The following is a 15,352-nucleotide window of genomic DNA, read 5'->3' as shown; positions in this document are numbered from 1 at the left end:
GGCCCCACGAGCACGGCCCCGCGCGGTCGTTCCGCGCCGAACCATCCAATGGAGAGAGCTGATGCAGCACCAGTCCTGCCCCGTAGTCCTCGACCCCTCCGGACGGGACGTCCGCGGCGAGGCGGCCAGGTTGAGCGAACTGGGCCCGGCCGTCCGGGTGGAACTCCCCGGCGGGGTCGGGGCATGGGCGATCACCAGCCATGAGCTCGCCGCCCGGCTCATGCTGGACCCCCGCGTCTCCAAGGACGCCTACCGGCACTGGCCCGCCTGGCGCGACGGCGAGCTCGACGACAGCTGGCCCATGGCGATGTGGGTCTCGGTCCGCAACATGCTCACGGCCTACGGCGAGGAGCACCGGCGCCTGCGCAAGCTGATGGCCAAGGCCTTCACCGCCCGCCGCACCGCCGCCCTGCGCCCGCGCGTCGAGCACCACGTCGCCACCCTCGTCGACGCCCTGGCCGCCCTCCCGGCGGGGCAGAGCGTCGACCTGCGCGAGTGCTTCGCCCTGCCCCTGCCGATCCAGGTCATCTGCGAGCTGCTCGGCATACCCGAGGAGGTGCGGGACGACCTCTACCGCGTCGTCGACACCACCTTCCGCACCTCCATCACCCCCGAAGAGGCCCAGGCCAACCAGTACGAGCTCTACACCCTGCTGTCCTCCCTCATCGCGGCGAAGCGGGCCGCCCCGGCCGCCGACATGACGAGCGACCTGATCGCCGCCCGCGACGACGCCGAGGGACAGCTGACGGAGAAGGAGCTCCTGGACTCCCTGCTGCTCATCATCGGCGCGGGGCACGAGACCACCGTCAACCTCCTCGAACAAGCCGTTCTCGCCCTGCTCACCCACCCCGACCAGCTGGAGCTGGTGCGCTCCGGCAAGGCCGGCTGGGACGACGTCATCGAGGAGACGCTGCGCGCGCGGGGCCCGGTGGCCACCATTCCGATGCGCTTCGCGATCGAGGACATCGAGGCCGGGGACCAGGTCATCGCCGCAGGCGATGCCATCGTCATCTCGGTGAGCGCCACGGGTCTCGACCCCGACCGGCACGGCCCGGACGCCGACCGCTTTGACCTCACCCGGCCCACCCGGCGCGACCACCTCGCCTTCGGGCACGGCGTCCACCACTGCATCGGCGCCCCGCTCGCCCGGCTCGAGGCGTCCCTCGCGCTCCCCGCGCTCTTCGATCGCTTTCCGGAACTCGCTCTCGCCGTACCGGTGGAGGAGCTTCAGCCGCTGGAGTCCTTCATTTCCCATGGCCATCGGAGCCTGCCGGTGACGCTGGGTCCGGCCCGGATTAATTGACCGAATAACGCCTCTCGCCTTTGCCGCGTGGCGAGTTCGAGAATGCACCGCCGGGTAAAATGCGTCGCGTTCGGTTTGGTTTCCCCCAAGGGGTCTCGTCTCCTGACCCGGCGTGGCGTCACCGCTGCCGGAAGGCTGAGCGGGATGACACGGCTGGAGGTCGCGGAGTGGCGCAGCAGGAGCGTGGGATCAGAACTCGCCGGGCAGCGCTGGAGGCGGCTGCGGCGCTCTTCGCCGAGCGTGGCTACGAGGCCTGCACCATCTCGGAGGTCCTGGCCCGGGCCGGGGTGACCAAGGGCGCGCTGTACTTCCACTTCGACTCCAAGGAGTCCCTGGCGCGCGGGGTGCTGGAGGAGCAGGTCACCCTGGAGGGCGTGGCCCCGCAGGCCTCGAAGCTCCAGGAGTGGGTGGACGTGGGCATGGCGCTGGCCCATCGGTTGCCGGAGGAGCCCCTGTTGCGCGCCGGGGCCCGGCTGGCCACCGATCCGCACATGCAGAAGCTGGTGAGCACGGGTCCGTGGGCCACCTGGAGCGAGGTGTCGGCCCAGCTGCTGGCCGAGGCCAAGTCGCTGGGCGAGGTGCTGCCCCACGTCGAGCCGGAGGCCACCGCGCGGTTCGTGATCAGCGCCTGGACGGGCGTGCTGCTCGTCTCGCAGGTCACCACGGGCCTGAGCGACCTGGAGGAGCAGATCTCCGTGCTCTTCCGGCACATCCTGCCGGCCCTGGCGACCCCGGCGATCCTGGTGCAGCTGGACACCTCCCCCGACCGCGGGGCCCGCGTCGTCGCCGAGGGGCGCCGGCTGCGGGAGGCGGCGGCCGTCGCGGCGGGGTGAGCCCGATTCCCTGACCGGAACCGGGGATTCAGCTTTCGGTCCGCTCCGTGGCGGTCGGCTTTCGCCTTGCTTCGCCTTTGTGCGCCGGGTGATGATCGCGCCATGAATGACATGAAGAATCACGCCACGAATGACCGTCAGGGAATGCTCGCCGGCAAGACGGTAATGATTACGGGCTCTTCCAGCGGTATCGGGGCGGCCGCGGCCCGGCTGTTCACCGCCGAAGGGGCCGCGGTGATTCTGCTGGCCCGCCGCAGGGAGCTGCTGGAGAAGCTCGCCGCGGAGCTGAACGCGGCCGGTGGCGCGGCGACCGCGGTGACCGGCGACGTGACCGTGGCGGCGGACGTCGCCCGCGCGGTGGCGGTGGCCGTCGAGACCCACGGCCGGCTCGACGCCGCCTTCAACAACGCCGGCTGGGGCACGGCCCGCGAGCCGATGCACCTGATGGACGACGCCGACTACGACCGCATCATGGACGTCAACGTCCGCGGCGTGTGGAACTGCATGCGGCAGCAGATACCCGCCATGCTCGAGAACCCCGGCGGCGGCGCGATCGTCAACACCTCCAGCACCGCCGGCCTGGTGGCCCCGGGTGTGCCCTCCGCCCCCTACATCGCGGCCAAGCACGCGGTGATCGGCCTGACCAAGGCCGCGGCCGACGAGTACGGCAGCCAGGGCATCCGGGTCAACACCCTCGCCGTCGGCGTGACCCGTACCGAGCTGATGCAGCAGGGCTTCGACCAGAACCCGGGCGTCGAGGCCCTCCTGACCGGCGGCTCCATGCTGCCCCGCGTCGCCGACCCGGTCGAGATCGCCCACGCCGCGGCCTGGCTCCTCGCCGACCACTCCTCCTTCGTCACCGGCGCCACCGTCCCGGTGGACGGCGGATTCACCGCGCGGTGAGTGCCCGCATCCTCCTCACCGGCGCGAGCGGCACGGTGGGCGGGGCCACGGCCCGGCTGCTGGCGGGCCGGGGGTACGCGGTGCGGCTGCTGGGCCGCGACGCCGCCCGCCTGCCGGACCTGGGGCCCACGGCCCAGATCGCGACGGGCGACTTCGCCGACGTCGCGGCCCTGCGGTCGGCGATGGAGGGGATCCGTGCGGTCCTCGTCGTCACCGCCGACCCCCGGCTGCCCGGCCACGACGCCAACGTGGTGCGCGCGGCCCGGGACGCGGGCGTGCGCCACCTGGTCAAGCTCTCCGCCGCGGCCGTCACCGACCCCGGCGCCCAGGACCTCATCACGTGCTGGCAGCGCGGTGCGGAGGAGCTCGTACGGGACTCGGGGCTGGAGTGGACGCTGCTGCGGCCCCGGGCGTTCATGACCAACACGCTGGCCTGGGCCGACGGCATCCGCAGGTCCGGCACGGTGCGGGCCTGGCCCGCGGACGCCCCGGGCGCCTGCGTGGACCCCGGTGACGTCGCCGCCGTCGCGGCCCGGGTCCTGACCGAGGACGGCCACGCCGGGCAGGCGTACGGGCTGACCGGGCCGGCGGCGGTGACGGCACGTCAGCAGGCCGGGCTGCTGGCCGGGGCGCTCGGCAGGCCGCTGGCCTTCGAGGAGCTCGCCCCGGAGCAGGTGCGCCGGGCGACCGAGGCCCGGTACGGCGCCGAGGTCGCCCAGGCGCTGCAGGAGAGCGCCGAGCGCCAGATCCAGGGCGCGAAGAGCCAGGTGGACCCCACACTGGAGAGGCTGCTGGGACGCCCGGGGCGCAGCTATGCGCAGTGGGCCGATGAGCACGCCCCGCTCTTCGGCTGAGGCGGCCGCATACGCCGCTGACGGCGATCTTAAAAACCGCACATACGGTACGGGGAGGGGTTCGGCATCCTGCGTGAGGCGCGGGGCCGGGCCCTTCGGCGGAGTCCCGGCTTCCTCTCGCGTCCCAAGAAAACCGACCGCATCCGGCGGCGGGGGCGGGATCCGGCCGTGGAGCAACCCTTCCGGGTGACCTGGAGCGTCAGCCGCAGGGTGACGGCGGTCAGCCGACCGGGGCGGTGGAGTCGATGATCTCCAGGGCGACGTCGAGGAGTGCGGTGCGCTTCTCCTCGGGGTCGCCCTGCAGCGTCTCCAGGGCCAGGGCCCCGAAGTGGACGGTCAGCATCGCGCTGGAGAAGCGCACCTGGGTGGCGACCGGGGTCTCACCGGCCTGGATCAGCCGGGAGAAGGAGACCACGCGGTCCTTGAGCCGCTCGCCCACGGCCAGCTCGCGCAGGGTCGCCTGGTTCTCCTGCAGGATGCGGTAGAGCGGGGCGGCGTCCTTGAGCACCGCGCTGTAGCGGCGCAGCAGTTCACGCTTGGTCTCCAGTGTCGGTGGCTGACTCCTGCCCCAGGCGATGAGCTCGTCGACGGGCTCTCCCAGCTGGTCGGAGAGCGCGGTGAGGATGTCCTCCTTCGTCTTGAAGTGGTAGTACAGCGCGGCCTTGGTGACGCCGAGCTCCTCGGCGATCTCCCGCAGCGAGGTCTTCTCGTAGCCGCGCGAGACGAAGAGGTCCAGGGCCGTCTTCTGAATGCGCTCGCGGGTGTTGCTCCTGCGGGCCTTGGGGGTGCTGGCCATGGTCTGTCTCCCGCTCTCCGTCTTTCCGTCGTGAACCGGCCGCCCCGGCCGGGGCCTCGCGGGCTCCGGCCGGGGCGGCCTGACTGCTCCGTGCTCTGTTGTGACTTTAACTAGCTAGTCGGCAAGTCAGTTTCCCGTCGGCTTTCCGGCGGCCTTCCCGCGGCTTCCGCCGGGTCCCCGTCGGATCGCCCCGCACACGGTAGGGGGCGCGGCGGGCCCGTGCGGACGACGACCGGGACGGGGGACCGGGCGCGCGCAATACCGTACTTGACGCCCGGCAAGTCAGTGCATACCCTTCCGGCTGAAGTAACTAGCCTGGCGGCAAGTACGTAAATGTGACTGGACCGAGGGGATGGTGCGCGTCGACATGGCCCGACACGCTGGTGCCGCGATCGACTACTACGCCGCACACGACTACGGCGCGGTGGGCGGTCACGCGGTGGACGACCGCTCGGTGGACGACCTCTCCATGAGCGGCTGGGCGGCGGCCGAGGAGCCTCTGCCCGAGGTCTTCGAAGGGCTGAGCGTCCCGGTGCGGACCGCGGCCTCCCTGCTGGGGCTCTCCCCGTGGACCGTGGCCCATCTGATAGAGCGCGGCGAATTGCGCAGCGAACGTGGCGGGCAGTATCGCTATGTCACGCTGACCAGCATTTTTTCTTATCGGCGGCTGACCCGTTGATGCCGATTTCGCGGTAGCACTCCCACTGGCTCGAATGAGTGAAAGCCCGATGAATGCCCGGAACTTCCCGAATGGGCCGGAGTTATTCAGAACGCATTCTCAGTGGGGGCGCTACTCGATCGAAAGGCATAGACGTGCTCAAGAAGGTTCTCGCCACGGCCGCCCTGTCCGCTTCCGCGGTCGGCGCCGTCGCCTCGCCCGCGATGGCCATCGGAAACGACCAGGATGTCTTCAACGCCAACGGCGCGAAGACCGGTTACGGCAACACCCACACCGGTGGCAAGGAAAGCCCCCAGATGAGCCTGATCCAGGGCACGCTGAACAAGCCGTGCCTCGGCATCGGGAAGATCAACGCGCAGGGTCTCGTCGGAGCGGTGCCCATCAACCTCCAGGACATCCCGATCCTCACCTCGCAGCAGCAGCAGCAGTGCACCGACAACTCCACGATCAACGACGGCGACGACCCGCTGTCGCACATCCTCGACGAGATCCCGATCCTGTCGGGCAACGGCTCCGGCAACGAGGGCGGCCTCTTCCCGGGTCAGGGCCACGGTCACTGACCGGCCGGACCGAGCGTGCCAGGAAATCCCCCTGCGGCGGGTGTGCGGGACCCGCTGCCGGGGGATTTCCCCTGTTCCGGGACGGGTGGATTCCTGCTCTCATCATTTCGCCGTCCTGGGCCGAAAGAATGAAGGCCGATAACCTTCGCACACGTTCCCAGTTATGCAGGTAGTTCTTGTGAATTCGTCGACCGGAGCTGAGGAAAAACGTGATCAAGAAGGTTGTGGCCACGGCCGTGCTGGCGGTTTCCGCGGTCGGCGGCACCGCTGCTCCCGCCCTGGCGTACGGCGGCCCGCACGGGGGTGACAGCCAGGACGTCGCCAATGCGAACGGCGCCATGCAGAGTTACGGCAACACCTACACCAGCGGCTATATGAGCCCGCAGATGGGCCTGATCAACGGCTCGTTCAACAAGCCCTGCATCGCCATCGGCAAGATCGGTCTCCAGGGTCTCGCCGGAGCGGTGCCCATCAACCTCCAGGACATCCCGATCCTGTCCTCGCAGCAGCAGCAGCAGTGCACCGAGAACTCCGTGATCAACGACGGCGACGACCCGCTGTCGCACATCCTGGACGACCTCGTGATCCTGTCCGGCAACGGATCCGGCAACGAGGGCGGCGGCCTCTTCGGCGGCCGCGAGCACGGAGGCCACGGCCACGGAGGCCACGGCCCCCACTGACCGGGGCGCGCCCCGCACACGAGAGCCGCCCCCCGGCGATCCCGGGGGGCGGCTCTCAGGTCTCGTAGTAGACGGTGAGCACGGCGCCGCCGGCCTCGACCCGCCGCCGGCCCAGCCGTTCGCCACGGCGCAGCGCCCGCAGGCAGTCGCGGAACATGCCCATTTCGTCGTCGGTCAGCACGGCGGCCGCCAGATCGAGGAGTTCGGCGACGCTCCGGTCGGTGAGCACGTCGGGCAGGTCCCCGGAGAGCAGGACCACCGATTCCCCGGTGCGTCCCCTGACGACGGCGTTGGACGTCGAGCCACCACTGACAACGAGCACTCATTCCCCCTGGCCTCGGGCAGATCGAGACGATAGCCGGGAAGGGGCATGATCCTCGGCCGGACGGGAATATTCGCCGGATTCAACTGTTCCGTGGAACCGGCCGGGCCCGGAGCTGCGTCCGGTACCCGACGGCCGTGCCGGAGCGGCTGGTTCAGCCCTCTTCGGGGTGTTCCTTCGGTGCCCGCTCCAGCAGTGATTCGACGAGCGCCGCCACGTGCCGGCGGTCGTCGGAGGACAGGCGCTGGACACTCGCGATCAGCAGGTCGACCTCGGGGTCCGGCGGGGTGCCCGGTGCGTCCTCGGCCGTCGGGTAGAGGTGGATGCCGCAGGCCTCGGCGGCGGCCCGGCGCACGGTGTCCAGGGGCAGTTCGAGCCCGCGGGACAGTCCTTCGAGCGTGGCCGGCTGCGGCATGCGCACCAGACGGTCGGTGGTGGCCAGGTGGTGCACGGTCGAACGGGGGATGCCGCCCCTGCGAGCGACGTCACCGTAGGACCAGCCCTGGCGGTCCAGACGCTGTCTCATGATCTGCTGCAGTGCGTTGGCCACTGACGGTCGCTTCCTGCTCTCGGCTGGCTCGGTTCCGCTCGGGTGAACCGATTCTACGGGGGGTGTCCACCGGAACCGCTTGCGCGGTGCCGACGGACGCCACTACTGTCCAATCTCGTTGGACAGCTCGTCCGACAGCATCGGACGCGGGCTGGGGGGTCCTGCCCGTGCCCGAGCGCTTTCATTCGCACCACCATTCCCGGAGGGGGACGACCATGCTCGATGTGCATGAGCTCGAGGCCGAGTCCGCTGAGCTGCTGCCCGGCCGTGAGGCGCTCGGAAAGCTGAAGTTCAGCTTCAGCCGGACGACCAACGTCACCAAGCACGTCGCCGACGTCTCGGCGCACAACACCTCGTCGGCGCTCAACGTCTGCTCGCCGGACGCCCTCGCGCAGTCCGCGGCCGGCCAGACCATCGCCATCCAGCAGTAGCCGGCCGCGGCACCGAAGCCGCACCACCACGCCGACCAGCGCAGACCCGATCAGAAAGGCCCAGCCATGAGCATGAACCCGCGTGAGCTCGACGCCGAGTCCGCCGAGCTGCTGCCCGGCCGTGAGGCGCTCGGGAAGCTGAAGTTCAGCTTCTCCCGCACCACGAACGTCACCAAGCACGTGGCCAACGTCCACGCGCACAACGAGTCCCTGGCCGTCAACGAGAGCTCGCCCTTCGCGGTCGCGCAGTCCGAGGCGGCCCAGGTCATCTCCATCAAGCAGTAGACCCGGCCCACGCACTCGGCGGACCGCGTCCAGGGGAAGGCGCGGTCCGCCCGGCCGAGGGGGGGAACAGCGGTTTCGTCGAGGGGGAGGAACCAGATGACGGTGGTCGGAGACCACGAGGCCGGCCGCAGCCGCCATCGCAGCATCGACGAGACCGCGACCATCGACCGGGACACCGTGGCACCCGACGTCCGGACAGGGGACGCCGGCGCCCCGGTGCCCGGACCCGGCGGCTTCCCGTACACCGTCGCGGAGGAGTACGGGCAGGAGGGGACGGCCGCCGGGACCCTGCGGCTGCCGGTGGCACGGCAGCCCGAACCGCAGCCGCAGTCCGAAGCGGGAGCCCTCGTACCGAGGCTCGGCGCCGGGCTGCGCCTGCACGGCGAGTACCAGGGCTCGGGGTTCAACGAGCCCAAGTACATCGCCCGCCGCGGCGACGGCCAGGTGGTCCAGCTCTCCCGGCTGCTCCACCTGGTCGCCTCCGCCATCGACGGCGTCCGTGACATGCGGGCCGTCGCCCGCGAGGTCAGCGCCGGGTTCGGCCGCGAGGTCAGCGCCGACAACGTCGCCTACCTCGTGGAGAACAAACTCGAACCGCTCGGCATCACCGTGCCGCAGGGCCAGGAGAGCGACGAGGTCTCCGGCCCCCGCTCGGACCTGCTGCTCGCCCTCAAGGGCCACAAGGTCGTCTTCAACGAGCGACGGGTGGCGGTCATCGCCCGCGCCCTGGCCTGGCTGCACCGCCCGCCCGTCGTGGTGGTCGTCCTGCTGCTGGCCGTCTCCATGGACGTATGGCTGTTCGCCTTCCACGGCGCGATGACGCCCGTACTGAACGTCCTCGACCAGCCCCTGCTGCTGCTCGCCGTCTTCGGGCTGACCGTCGCCTCCCTCGTCTTCCACGAGTTCGGGCACGCCTCGGCCTGCAGATACGACGGCGCCCAACCCGGCTGCATCGGCTGCGGGATCTTCCTGATCTGGCCGTCCATGTACACCGACGTCACCGACGTCTACCGGCTCGGGCGCGCCGGACGCATCCGCACCGACCTCGGCGGGGTCTACTTCAACGTCGTCTTCATGCTGCTGCTCACCGGCGCCTACTTCGTCACCGGGCAGCCCTTCCTGCTCTGCGCCGTCTACCTCGGCCACTTCGAGGTGCTGGAGCAGCTGATGCCGGCCGTCCGCCTCGACGGCTACTTCATCCTCGGCGACCTCGCCGGAGTGCCGGACCTCTACGGCAAGATCAAACCGATCCTGCTCAGCATGGTCCCCTGGCGGAAGCCCGACCCGGCCGTCGCCGACCTCAAGCGCAAGACCCGCGTCATCGTCACCACCTGGGTGCTGACCATGGTCCCGCTGCTGCTCGGCGAGCTCTGCTACGCGCTGTGGAACCTGCCCCGCCTCGTCGCCACCGGGGTGCGCTCGCTCACCGGACAACTGACCGGAACCTACGAGGCGTTCGCGTCCGGCGAGATCCCCGCCGGGCTGGCCGGCGTGCTCGGCAGCCTCATGCTGATCGTCCCGCTGGGCGGCATGACCTACCTGTCCATCCGGCTCTCCGGGCGACTGGGCCGCAACGCCCTGCGCGCCACCGCCGACCGGCCCCGCCTGCGCATCGGGCTCGTCCTGGGCGTCGCGGCCGTCGCCACCACCCTGGCCTACGCCTGGACCAGCGGGGTCACGCCCAAGCCGCTGCCGCCCAAGCCGCCGATCGCCCCGATCCTGCAGCCCCACGTGCCGACCGTGCCCCCGGCACCCAGCCACCCGCCGCTGCCCGGCCGCGACCCGGCCGAGGCCCGGACGCCGGGGACCTGGAGCCCCGACGGCGCGGCGCCGCCCGTCTCGCCGCTGCCCTGGCGCACCCCGCCGGCCGCTCCCGGCCTGCCCACGCCGGCGAGCGTGCCCCCGCTCGTACCCGTCGCCGCACCGCCCGGCGAGCACGCACCGCAGGCCAAGCCCTCCGCCGCCCCGGTGCCCGTGGTCCTGCCGCCCACGCTGCCGCCCGCCCTCCCGCCGGCGCTGCCGCCCGCCGCCCCGCCCAAGCCCGCACCGGCGCCCGTCCCCGCGCCCGCGCCCGCCGCCACGACCGCACCCCCGACGGCGGCGCCCGCGACGACCGCCCCGGCCCCCGCCCCCGCGACCACCCCGCCCCCGGAGTCCACCGCCCCGGCTCCGACGGCCCCGGCCGCGTCCCCGACACCGTCACCGTGAGAACACCCAAGGAGCAGACCGTGCAAAGCCCTTACTCCCGGCACTTCCTGCGGCTGGGCCTGCTGGCCGCCGGCGTGGCCACGGCCGTCACCGGCGGGCCCGCCCAGGCCGCCGGAGGCGTGACCGTCACCATGGACAGCGTCCGCACCACCGCCAACCACCGCCACCACACGCAGTACCGCGACAGCTTCACCGTCCACCAGCTCGGCACGGTCACCGCCGCCCGCGTCAGCAACCGCGCGAACGCCACCTCCTCCGGCTGCACCGCCGACGACGCCTGCCGCTCGGTGGCGCTGTCCTTCCAGATCGTCACCCTCTCGGGCCAGAACGTGCGCCTGAACGCCATCAACAACGGCCGCGCCGTCAACGACCACTGCACCGGCTGCCAGACCCTCGCCGGCGCCTACCAGTTCGTCGTCTCCACGCCCAGGGCCAGCCGGCTCACCCCGGCCGCAGAGCGCGAACTGGCCGGCATCCACCGCAGGCTGGACGCCCTCGGCGGCTCCCGCGTCCCCGCCGCCGAGCTCAAGCGGAAGGCCGACGCCCTCGCCGCCGAGGTCACCGCCCTCCTCGCCAAGCCCACCTCCACCACCGCGGCCACCACCCGGCCGGCGGTCACGGTGCACCGCCATCTGGACGGCTGGCCGGGCCGCTGACCCGGGCCCCCGCCATAATCACGACCATGGAAGCGGACCGCGGCACGCAGCTCTCCGGGCTCCAGCGGCGGCTGCTCGCCGAGCTGGTGGACCTCGGCGCGTCCTATCCGCTCGTGGTCACCGGCGGGGTCGCCGTACGGGCGCACCATCTGGTGGACCGGCCCGTGCGGGGCCTGGCCCTCGCCACCGACAGCCCGGTGCCGATGGCGGACATCGCGTCCGCCGTCCGCACCGGGCTCGAGGCACGCGGCCTGCGGGTGCGGCACGCCCACACCGACCCGCTCTCCGCCCGCTTCACGGTCACCGACCCGCAGACGGAGCGGGAGTGCGAGGTGCACCTCCTGAAGGAGACGATGTGGCGCCCGCCCGTCCCCACCGCGTACGGGCCCGCCCTGGCCGCCGAGGACGTGGCCGGCACCAAGACCCGGGCCCTGGCCGACCGCGGCCTGGCCCGCGACCTCGTCGACGTGCACGCCGCCGCCGGCCGCTGGTCGTGCGCCGAGCTGGAGGAGTTCGGCCGCCGGCACGCCCGGGACACCTTCGACCTGGCCGACCTGCGGGCGCGGCTCGAAGGCACCGACTGGATCGACGACCGCGAGTTCGCCGCGTACGGGCTGGACGCCGGCCGTACGGCCGAGCTGCGGCGCTGGGCGCAGGCCTGGGCGGACGACATCGGTGAGCGGCTGATCGAGGAAGCGCCGTACGAAGACGGCGAGGACGGCCCGCAGAGCACGGGCGGCGAGGACCGCTAGCCGATCGCGACACGCTCGCGCGTGTGATCTTCCGCTATTCGTACGCCCCTTGTGCTAGGGGAATCCCTCGTGGAGCTCGCCGAGACTAGGCGTGTGGCGCGTGCACTTATCTCCCGGTGGCCCGGGGGCCTCCGGACCCGCCCGCAAGCACGACCCGCATCAGCGTCCGAGCTCCGTAAGGAATTGCCATGAAGGCTCTCGTGCTCTCCGGTGGGAACGGCACCCGCCTGCGACCATTCAGCCACTCGATGCCCAAGCAGCTCATCCCGATCGCCAACAAGCCCGTTCTCGAGCATGTGCTGGCCAACATCGCGGACCTGGGCGTCACCGAGGTCGGCGTGGTCGTCGGGAACCGGCTGGAGGCCATCTCCGCGGCGCTGGGCGACGGTTCGGCCCTCGGGCTGCGCCTGACCTATCTGACGCAGGACGAACCGCTGGGCCTGGCCCACTGCGTGCGGCTGGCCCGCGACTTCCTCGGCGACGACGACTTCGTGATGTACCTCGGCGACAACATGCTCCCCGGCGGCGTCGAGGACCTCGCCGAGCGCTTCCGGGCCACCCGCCCCGCCGCCCAGGTGGTCGTCCACAAGGTGCCCGACCCCTCCGCCTGCGGCGTCGCCGAGGTCGCCGAGGACGGCACGGTGCTGCGGCTGGAGGAGAAGCCCGACCGCCCGGTCAGCGACCTGGCCATGGTCGGCGTGTACTTCTTCACGCCCGCCGTCCACGAGGCCGTCGCCGCCATCGGGCCCAGCACCCGCGGCGAGCTGGAGATCACCGACGCCGTGCAGTGGATGGTCGAGCGCGGCGACGACGTCCGCGCCGTCGAGTACACCGGCTACTGGATGGACACCGGCCGCATCGAGGACGTCCTCGCCTGCAACCGCGAGCTGCTGCGCGACCTGCGGCCCTCGATGGCCGGAGAGGCCGACGCGGACAGCGAGATCACCGGAGCCGTGGTGATCGAGGCCGGCGCGCGCGTGGTGCGCTCGCGCATCGAGGGGCCCGCCGTCATCGGCGCCGGCACCCTCGTCGAGGACAGCCACGTCGGACCCCACACCGCGATCGGCGGGGACTGCGTGCTGCGCGCCACGGACATCGCCGACTCCATCGTCCTGGACGGCGCCTCCGTGTGCGGCGTCCGCGGCGTGCGCGGCTCGCTCATCGGCCGCTCCGCCGACGTCGGCGCGGCCGCCCTCGGCACACCCCACCACCGGCTGGTCGTGGGCGACCACACCCGGATAGAGGTGGCGGCATGAGGCTGCTGGTCACCGGAGGCGCCGGCTTCATCGGCTCCCGGTACGTCCGCGCCCTGCTGGAGGGCAGCCTGGCCGTGACCGGAGGGGTACGGGTCACCGTCCTCGACAAGCTCACCTACGCCGGGCACCGCGCCAGCCTCCCCGACCGCGACCCGCGCCTGGACTTCGTCCGCGGCGACATCTGCGACCTGCCGCTCCTGCTCGACCTGCTGCCCGGCCACGACGCCGTCGTGCACTTCGCCGCCGAGTCGCACGTCGACCGCGCCCTCGAGGCCGCCCCCGACTTCGTCCGCACCAACGCCTACGGCACCCAGGTCCTCCTCGACGCCTGCCGGCACAGCGGCGTCGAACGCTTCGTGCACGTCTCCACCGACGAGGTCTACGGCTCCATCGACGAGGGCGCCTGGACCGAGGAGTGGCCGCTCGCGCCCAACTCCCCCTACGCCGCGTCCAAGGCGGCGTCCGACCTCATCGCGCTGGCCGCCCACCGCACCCACGGCATGGACGTCTCCGTGACCCGGTGCTCCAACAACTACGGCCCGTACCAGCACCCCGAGAAGCTGATACCGCTGTTCGTCACCAACCTCCTCGAAGGACAGCCGGTACCGCTGTACGGCGACGGCTCCAACCGGCGCGAGTGGACGCACGTCGACGACCACTGCGCGGCCGTCCACCTCGTCCTCGGCCGGGGCCGGGCCGGCGAGATCTACAACGTCGGCGGCGGCACCGAGCTCACCAACGCCGCCGTCACCGAACGACTGCTGGAGCTGTGCGGCGCCGACGCCCGCATGGTGCGCAAGGTCGCCGACCGCAAGGGCCACGACCTGCGCTACGCCCTCGACGGCCGCAAGCTCCACGACGAGCTCGGCTACGCACCGCGGATCCCCTTCGAGGAGGGCCTGGCAGCCACTGTCGGCTGGTACCGCGACAACCCCGACTGGTGGAAGTCCGCCAAATACCCGAAGGAGGGCCGGTCATGAGCCCGGCAGTCCCCGCAGGCGCCATGCGCGTGCTGTTCACCGTGTCCCACTCGCCCGGCAACTGGTCGTCGATGGTCCCGCTCGGCTGGGCGCTGCGCGCCCGCGGCCACGAGGTCCGGGTGGTCTGCGCACCGGCCCAGTCGGACGCGGTCGCCCGCGCCGGGCTGACGCCCGTGCCCGTCCTGGAGGCCGAGCGCGAGGAGGTCATGCTGCGCGCGGTGAACTGCGTGCAGGCCCAGCGCGGCCAGTGGCGCTTCGCCGAGCCGCCCCCGCACCCGGAGACCGGCCTCCCGCTGGAGTCGGCCGACGCCTTCGACGCCATGGGCTGGTACCAGCAGAACTGGCCGCGCCTGGCCGAGATCTCGATGCGCGGCAGCGACGCGGCGGTGGAGTTCGCCCGCTGGTGGCGGCCGCAGCTGGTCGTGCACGACCTGATGAGCGTGGAAGGCCCGCTGATCGGGAAGGTGCTGGACGTCCCCGCCCTGCTGCACCTGTGGGGACCGGTCGGGCCGCACGACGGGGAAGAGGTGGGAGGGGCCAGGCCCTTCCTGCCCGTCGACTTCAGCCAGGCCTTCGCCCGCCACGGCCTGGCCCCGCTGTCGCCCGACACCTACGAGCACATGATCGACCCCTGCCCGGAGGCGCTGGCGGTACCCGTGCCCGTCCGCCGCCACCCGGTGCGCCACGTGCCGTACAACGGGTCCGGCGCCATGCCGCCCTGGCGGCCGGAGCCCCGACAGGGCGCGGCGCGGCCCCGGGTCGGGGTGGTGTGGAGCACCTCGGCCACCGAGACGTTCGGGCCCGTGTCCTTCGCCGTGCCCAAGGTCGTCGAGGCGCTGGCGGAGCTCGACGTCGACGTCGTCCTCACCCTCACCGCCGGCGACCGGCGGCGCGTCGGCGAACTGCCCGCGCACATGACGGCCCTGGAGAACGCGCCGCTGCACCTGCTGCTGCCCGAGTGCGACCTCGTCGTCCACCACGGCGGCGCCGGCTGCACCATGACCGGGCTCGCCGCCGGCATTCCGCAGCTGATCCTGCCCAACGGCTGGGACCAGGAGCTGATGTCCGAACGCGTCGCCGGCGCCGGTGCCGCAATGGCCCTGCACAACGCCACCGCGGACGCCGACGATGTCCGCTCGGCCGTCACGCGCCTGCTGGGCGACGACGGCCACCGCAAGGCCGCGCAGCGCCTGCGCCGCGAGATGGAGGCCCAGCCCGACCCCGTCGCGCTGGTCACCGCTCTCGAGGAGCTCGCCGCGGGCGCCCCGCTCGTGGCGAACTGACACCGCCGCGCTCACCCGACG

General features: G+C 72.1%; 18 protein-coding genes. 15 read left to right on the top strand and 3 right to left on the bottom strand.

What is annotated here, in order from left to right; all coding sequences use genetic code 11:
* Positions 1 to 61: 61 nt before the first annotated feature.
* The 4 genes from AB0G59_RS12915 (at position 62) to AB0G59_RS12900 (ending at position 3,893) form a co-directional block, all read left to right on the top strand.
* Positions 62 to 1,303, top strand: a complete 1,242-nt coding sequence (locus AB0G59_RS12915) for a cytochrome P450 (RefSeq protein WP_360910903.1) — start codon at positions 62 to 64, stop codon at positions 1,301 to 1,303.
* A 167-nt stretch (positions 1,304 to 1,470) separates the two neighbouring features.
* Entirely contained in the window at positions 1,471 to 2,136 is a 666-nt protein-coding gene (locus AB0G59_RS12910; RefSeq protein WP_071963450.1) for a ScbR family autoregulator-binding transcription factor, read from the top strand.
* Between the two features lie 111 nt (positions 2,137 to 2,247).
* Positions 2,248 to 3,039 (top strand): SDR family oxidoreductase, encoded by a 792-nt coding sequence (locus AB0G59_RS12905; protein WP_360911252.1) that lies wholly within the window; start codon positions 2,248 to 2,250, stop codon positions 3,037 to 3,039.
* Positions 3,036 to 3,893, top strand: coding sequence for an NAD(P)H-binding protein (locus AB0G59_RS12900; RefSeq protein WP_360910901.1), 858 nt, complete (start codon positions 3,036 to 3,038; stop codon positions 3,891 to 3,893). Before AB0G59_RS12905 ends, AB0G59_RS12900 begins: the two co-directional genes overlap by 4 nt.
* Before the next feature lie 220 nt (positions 3,894 to 4,113).
* Here AB0G59_RS12900 and AB0G59_RS12895 read toward each other — a convergent pair whose 3' ends face one another.
* Positions 4,114 to 4,689, bottom strand: a complete 576-nt coding sequence (locus AB0G59_RS12895; protein ID WP_071965103.1) for a TetR/AcrR family transcriptional regulator — start codon at positions 4,687 to 4,689, stop codon at positions 4,114 to 4,116.
* A 367-nt stretch (positions 4,690 to 5,056) separates the two neighbouring features.
* Here AB0G59_RS12895 and AB0G59_RS12890 point away from each other — a divergent pair, with 367 nt between their 5' ends.
* The 3 genes from AB0G59_RS12890 to AB0G59_RS12880 all read left to right on the top strand — a co-directional run bounded on the left by AB0G59_RS12890 (position 5,057) and on the right by AB0G59_RS12880 (position 6,608).
* Complete coding sequence (locus tag AB0G59_RS12890) at positions 5,057 to 5,368, top strand: hypothetical protein (RefSeq protein WP_143170293.1); 312 nt, start codon at positions 5,057 to 5,059, stop codon at positions 5,366 to 5,368.
* Positions 5,369 to 5,502: 134 nt separating this feature from the next.
* The gene (locus AB0G59_RS12885) at positions 5,503 to 5,928 is read left to right on the top strand and encodes a rodlin (protein WP_071964220.1); all 426 of its coding nucleotides are present in this window, start codon (positions 5,503 to 5,505) and stop codon (positions 5,926 to 5,928) included.
* Between the two features lie 209 nt (positions 5,929 to 6,137).
* Positions 6,138 to 6,608, top strand: a complete 471-nt coding sequence (locus tag AB0G59_RS12880; protein ID WP_360910898.1) for a rodlin — start codon at positions 6,138 to 6,140, stop codon at positions 6,606 to 6,608.
* A gap of 55 nt (positions 6,609 to 6,663) precedes the next feature.
* Here the strand turns inward: AB0G59_RS12880 and AB0G59_RS12875 are convergent, their stop codons facing one another.
* Complete coding sequence (locus AB0G59_RS12875; protein ID WP_071964219.1) at positions 6,664 to 6,930, bottom strand: hypothetical protein; 267 nt, start codon at positions 6,928 to 6,930, stop codon at positions 6,664 to 6,666.
* A gap of 154 nt (positions 6,931 to 7,084) precedes the next feature.
* A complete protein-coding gene (locus AB0G59_RS12870) occupies positions 7,085 to 7,480 on the bottom strand; it encodes a helix-turn-helix transcriptional regulator (RefSeq protein ID WP_360910895.1) in 396 nt (131 codons plus the stop codon).
* 215 nt (positions 7,481 to 7,695) lie between these two features.
* Between AB0G59_RS12870 and AB0G59_RS12865 the strand changes: the two genes are divergently transcribed.
* The 8 genes from AB0G59_RS12865 to AB0G59_RS12830 all read left to right on the top strand — a co-directional run bounded on the left by AB0G59_RS12865 (position 7,696) and on the right by AB0G59_RS12830 (position 15,331).
* Positions 7,696 to 7,911 (top strand): hypothetical protein, encoded by a 216-nt coding sequence (locus AB0G59_RS12865; RefSeq protein WP_071964217.1) that lies wholly within the window; start codon positions 7,696 to 7,698, stop codon positions 7,909 to 7,911.
* 66 nt (positions 7,912 to 7,977) lie between these two features.
* Positions 7,978 to 8,196 (top strand): hypothetical protein, encoded by a 219-nt coding sequence (locus AB0G59_RS12860; RefSeq protein ID WP_071964216.1) that lies wholly within the window; start codon positions 7,978 to 7,980, stop codon positions 8,194 to 8,196.
* A gap of 96 nt (positions 8,197 to 8,292) precedes the next feature.
* A complete protein-coding gene (locus AB0G59_RS12855) occupies positions 8,293 to 10,404 on the top strand; it encodes a hypothetical protein (RefSeq protein WP_360910893.1) in 2,112 nt (703 codons plus the stop codon).
* A 20-nt stretch (positions 10,405 to 10,424) separates the two neighbouring features.
* Complete coding sequence (locus AB0G59_RS12850) at positions 10,425 to 11,060, top strand: hypothetical protein (RefSeq protein WP_360910891.1); 636 nt, start codon at positions 10,425 to 10,427, stop codon at positions 11,058 to 11,060.
* A 26-nt stretch (positions 11,061 to 11,086) separates the two neighbouring features.
* Entirely contained in the window at positions 11,087 to 11,812 is a 726-nt protein-coding gene (locus AB0G59_RS12845) for a nucleotidyl transferase AbiEii/AbiGii toxin family protein (protein WP_360910889.1), read from the top strand.
* Positions 11,813 to 12,000: 188 nt separating this feature from the next.
* Positions 12,001 to 13,068, top strand: coding sequence for a glucose-1-phosphate thymidylyltransferase (locus AB0G59_RS12840; RefSeq protein ID WP_360910887.1), 1,068 nt, complete (start codon positions 12,001 to 12,003; stop codon positions 13,066 to 13,068).
* A complete protein-coding gene (rfbB, locus tag AB0G59_RS12835) occupies positions 13,065 to 14,048 on the top strand; it encodes a dTDP-glucose 4,6-dehydratase (RefSeq protein ID WP_360910885.1) in 984 nt (327 codons plus the stop codon). The genes AB0G59_RS12840 and rfbB overlap by 4 nt, the downstream gene beginning before the upstream one ends.
* Positions 14,045 to 15,331: a nucleotide disphospho-sugar-binding domain-containing protein gene (locus AB0G59_RS12830; RefSeq protein WP_360910883.1), complete on the top strand. Its 1,287-nt coding sequence runs from the start codon at positions 14,045 to 14,047 to the stop codon at positions 15,329 to 15,331. Before rfbB ends, AB0G59_RS12830 begins: the two co-directional genes overlap by 4 nt.
* The last annotated feature ends 21 nt before the right edge of the window (positions 15,332 to 15,352 follow it).

The organism is Streptomyces sp. NPDC021096 (assembly GCF_040641275.1).
Classification (GTDB): Bacteria; Actinomycetota; Actinomycetes; order Streptomycetales; family Streptomycetaceae; genus Streptomyces.
The sequence above is the reverse complement of the archived record's forward strand: the minus strand, read 5'-3'. Positions and strand labels throughout refer to the sequence as shown.